Annotated in this window: 3 protein-coding genes; 1 reads left to right on the top strand and 2 read right to left on the bottom strand. The window is 73.1% G+C overall.

Annotation, left to right across the window (positions count from 1 at the left end):
* Positions 1-63: 63 nt before the first annotated feature.
* Positions 64-321, bottom strand: a complete 258-nt coding sequence (locus tag ACXVGS_RS18895) for a PspC domain-containing protein (RefSeq protein ID WP_458530566.1) — start codon at positions 319-321, stop codon at positions 64-66.
* A gap of 231 nt (positions 322-552) precedes the next feature.
* Here ACXVGS_RS18895 and ACXVGS_RS18890 point away from each other — a divergent pair, with 231 nt between their 5' ends.
* Positions 553-1,593 carry a S8 family serine peptidase gene (locus tag ACXVGS_RS18890; protein ID WP_458538209.1) on the top strand — a complete coding sequence of 347 codons (1,041 nt, stop codon included), beginning with the start codon at positions 553-555 and terminating at the stop codon, positions 1,591-1,593.
* A gap of 30 nt (positions 1,594-1,623) precedes the next feature.
* Here the strand turns inward: ACXVGS_RS18890 and cimA are convergent, their stop codons facing one another.
* The gene (cimA, locus tag ACXVGS_RS18885; protein ID WP_458538208.1) at positions 1,624-3,210 is read right to left on the bottom strand and encodes a citramalate synthase; all 1,587 of its coding nucleotides are present in this window, start codon (positions 3,208-3,210) and stop codon (positions 1,624-1,626) included.
* Between the last annotated feature and the right edge of the window lie 366 nt (positions 3,211-3,576).

The raw sequence follows: 3,576 nt of genomic DNA, 5'->3' as shown, positions 1-3,576 counted from the left end.
GAACCGACGAGCGCCCGTGCCGTCGTGGCACGGGCGCTCGCGGATCACCCCACATCCGGCGGGTCAGGCCGCGGCGGCCGGCGGGTCCTGGGGCGGGCGCACCATGACCTGCTCCTCCGAGGGCATGAGGATCCACAGGATGGGGTAGATCAGGATCTGGCTGCCCGGGATGACCAGGAGCAGCAGGACGAACAGGAGCCGGGCCGGCCACGGCGCGATGCCGAACCGGCGGCCGAGGCCGGCGCAGACACCGCCGAGCACTCGTCCCTCCCGGGGCCGGACCAGGCCCTGCTGGGCGAAGCTCTGGTGGATGTCGTTCATGGGTGACGCACTTCCTTCTCAGCGAGTGCCGGGGACTTTCCCTGACTGCTCCAGAGTGCGTCCGCCGGCGCCGGCGCGACATCGGGAGCGCCCCTGAGCCGACCCCGACCCGACCCTGAGGTCCCCGGCAGCCGCCGGGCCCGGCCGGACGACGCGCCGCACAGGAGCCCATGAGGTAGACATACCCCACCAACTCACCCAAAGGGTGTGTTCCGGACAAGGCAGGTCTGCATGGGCATCCCCACAGCCACCCTCGGCGTCCTCGCGGCGGTCGCCCTCGCTGGTGCGCCGGCCGTCCAGGCCGGGGGCATCAGCCCCGCCTGGCCGCCGGCCCGCACGTGGCACCACCTGCCGGACGACCCGCTGCTTCCGACCCAGTGGAACCTCGGCGCCGGCACGCCGCCGGGCGCGCAGCACCCCCGCACCACCCTCGACGTTCCCGGCGCCTGGGACCTCACCCACTGCGCGGGCGTGACCGTCGCGGTCCTCGACACCGGCGTCGACCTCGACCACCCCGACCTGGCACCGCACCTGCTGCCCGGCGCGACCTTCGTCAACGGCACCAGCAGCGCCGACGACGACCAGGGGCACGGCACCGAGGTCGCCGGCGTCATCGCCGCGGTCACCGACAACGGCACCGGCATCGCCGGCGTCTGCCCCGAGGGGCGCCTGCTGCCGGTCAAGGTGGCCGACTCCGGCGGGCACACCGACGACGACGAGGGCGACGTCCTGGTGGCCGCCGGCCTGCGCTGGGCGGTCGACCACGGGGCGCGCGTCATCAGCATGAGCCTCGGCGTGCTGCCGACACCGGCGATGCGCGGGGCCGTCGACTACGCCCACACCCACGACGTGCTCGTCGTGGCCGCCGTGGGCAACTCCGGCGACTCCCCCAACCCGTGGCCCGCCCCCGCGGACCTGCCCCACGTCCTCGCCGTGGGGGCCACCGACCGCGGCGGTGAGCGGGCGGCATACTCCTCCGCCGGCCCGCACGACCTGGTCATGGCACCCGGCGACGGCGTGCCGACGACGGCACGAGGAGGCGGCTACTCCGAGGGTGGCTACACCTCGATCGCGACGCCCCAGGTCGCCGGGGTGGCCGCGCTGGTGCGCTCGGTGCGACCGGACCTGGGCGCCGACCAGGTGCGCCGGGTCATCGAGGCGACCGCCACACCCCTTCCGGGGCAGCCGGACTGGTCGCCGACCAGCGGCTACGGCCTGGTCGACGCGGCCGCCGCCGTCCGCGCAGCCCGCGGTATGCCGCGCCACCGCTGAGCGGGGCGGCGCACCACCACACCCTGCGGCTCAGCGCACCGGGATGCCCTGGCGCAGCAGGCCGTAGGTGACGCCGTCGACGAGCGCGATCCAGCTCGCCTCGACGATGTTCGGCGCGACGCCCACGGTCTCCCACGACGTCGAGCCGTCGGAGGTCTCGATGAGCACGCGGGTGACCGCGTCGGTGCCGTGGGCGGCATCGAGGATGCGCACCCGGAAGTCGATCAGCTCCAGCTTGTCCAGCTCGGGGTAGGCGCCGGACAGCGCCTGGCGCAGGGCGTGGTCGAGCGCGTTGACCGGGCCGTTGCCCTCGCCGGTGGCGACCACGCGAGCACCTCCGGCGACCAGCTTGACCGTGGCCTCGGAGACCGCCTCGCCCGCGTCGCGGGAGTCGGTGATGACCCGCCAGGACTCGACGTCGAAGTAGCTCAGCCGCTCCCCCTCGACCTCGGCGCGCAGCAGCAGCTCGAAGGAGGCGTCCGCGGCGTCGAAGGTGTATCCGCGCAGCTCGAGGTCCTTGACCCTCTCGACCACCCGGCTGAGCAGCTCGGTCTCGCCCGAGAGGTCGTAGCCCAGCTCGCGCCCCTTGAGCTCGATGCTGGCGCGACCGGCCATGTCGGAGACCAGCATCCGCATGTCGTTGCCCACGGCCATCGGGTCGGTGTGCTGGTAGAGGTCGGCGTCGATCCGGATCGCGCTGGCGTGCAGGCCGGCCTTGTGCGCGAAGGCGCTGGCCCCGACGTAGGGCTGGCGGCTGTACGGGGGCACGTTGGTGACCTCGCTGATGGCGTGCGCGATCCGGGTCGCCTCGCGCAGCCGCTGCTCGGGGACGATCGGCTGGCCGAGCTTGAGCTGCAGGTTGCTCACCACGGTGAGCAGGTCGGCGTTGCCGGTGCGCTCGCCGTAGCCGTTGATGGTGCCCTGCACGTGCGTGGCGCCGGCGGCGACCGCGGCCAGGGAGTTGGCCACCGCGCAGCCGGTGTCGTTGTGGCAGTGGATGCCCAGGCGCGACTGGGTGCCGGCCAGCGCGTCGGCGACCACGTCGCCGACCTGGGGCGGGAGCATCCCGCCGTTGGTGTCGCACAGCGCCACCACCTCGGCTCCGGCCTCGGCGGCGGTGCGCAGCACCTCCAGGGCGTAGTCGCGGTCGGCCAGGTAGCCGTCGAAGAAGTGCTCGGCGTCGAGGAACACCCGCCGGCCCTCGCCGTGCAGGAACGCGACCGTGTCGCGCACCATCGCGAGGTTCTCCGCGAGCGTGGTGCGCAGCGCGGTCTCGACGTGCCGGACGTGCGACTTGGCCACCAGGGTGACCACCGGCGCACCGGAGTCGAGCAGGGCGCGCACCATGGGGTCGTCGGGCGCCTTGGCACCGGGCCGGCGGGTCGCGCCGAACGCGGCGAGCTGCGCGTGCTTTAGATCAAGCTCGGTCCTGGCGAGCCGGAAGAATTCGGTGTCCTTGGGATTGGCGCCCGGCCAACCGCCCTCGATGAAACCGGGGCCGAGCTGATCGAGCTGCCGAGCGATGGCCAGCTTGTCTGCCACCGTCAGGTTCAGGCCCTCTTGCTGCGCCCCATCGCGCAGCGTCGTGTCGTAGACGTGAAACGCGTCGTCGAGCATCGGCTCTGTCAGTCCCTTCGAGTTCCTTGAGGCCCGGCGAGCGCCGGCCGTCCGCAAAAGCAAAAGACCTCTCGCGGGGTGCGAGAGGTCTGCGCGCCGACGGGGCCGGGCCCTGAACGCTTCGTTGTAAGCGGTTCCTGCTTTGGCCCTACGTGTCGGCGCGCCCACCGATAATGATCCGGCCGGACGGCATGTGCACCAGTGTGCCAGATGCGCGCACTCCTTGGCACATCCGTATCACTATGTGAGACGGCCGCCTCAAGGCGGCTGGTCAGGCGCGGCACCAGTCGCCCGCGGCACGGCGAGCACAACGGCAACGGCGGCGCGCCGACACGGCGGCAGGGCGGCAGGGCGGCAGGGCGGCAG

Source organism: Oryzihumus sp. (genome assembly GCF_054325275.1).
This window is presented reverse-complemented; position numbering and strand designations above follow the sequence as displayed.

Excerpts from the sequence above, each read along its gene's own strand:
- ACXVGS_RS18890 (WP_458538209.1), top strand. The coding sequence starts at position 553 with ATGGGCATCCCCACAGCCACCCTCGGCGTCCTCGCGGCGGTCGCCCTC.
- cimA (WP_458538208.1), bottom strand. The coding sequence starts at position 3,210 with ATGCTCGACGACGCGTTTCACGTCTACGACACGACGCTGCGCGATGGG.
- ACXVGS_RS18895 (WP_458530566.1), bottom strand. The coding sequence starts at position 321 with ATGAACGACATCCACCAGAGCTTCGCCCAGCAGGGCCTGGTCCGGCCC.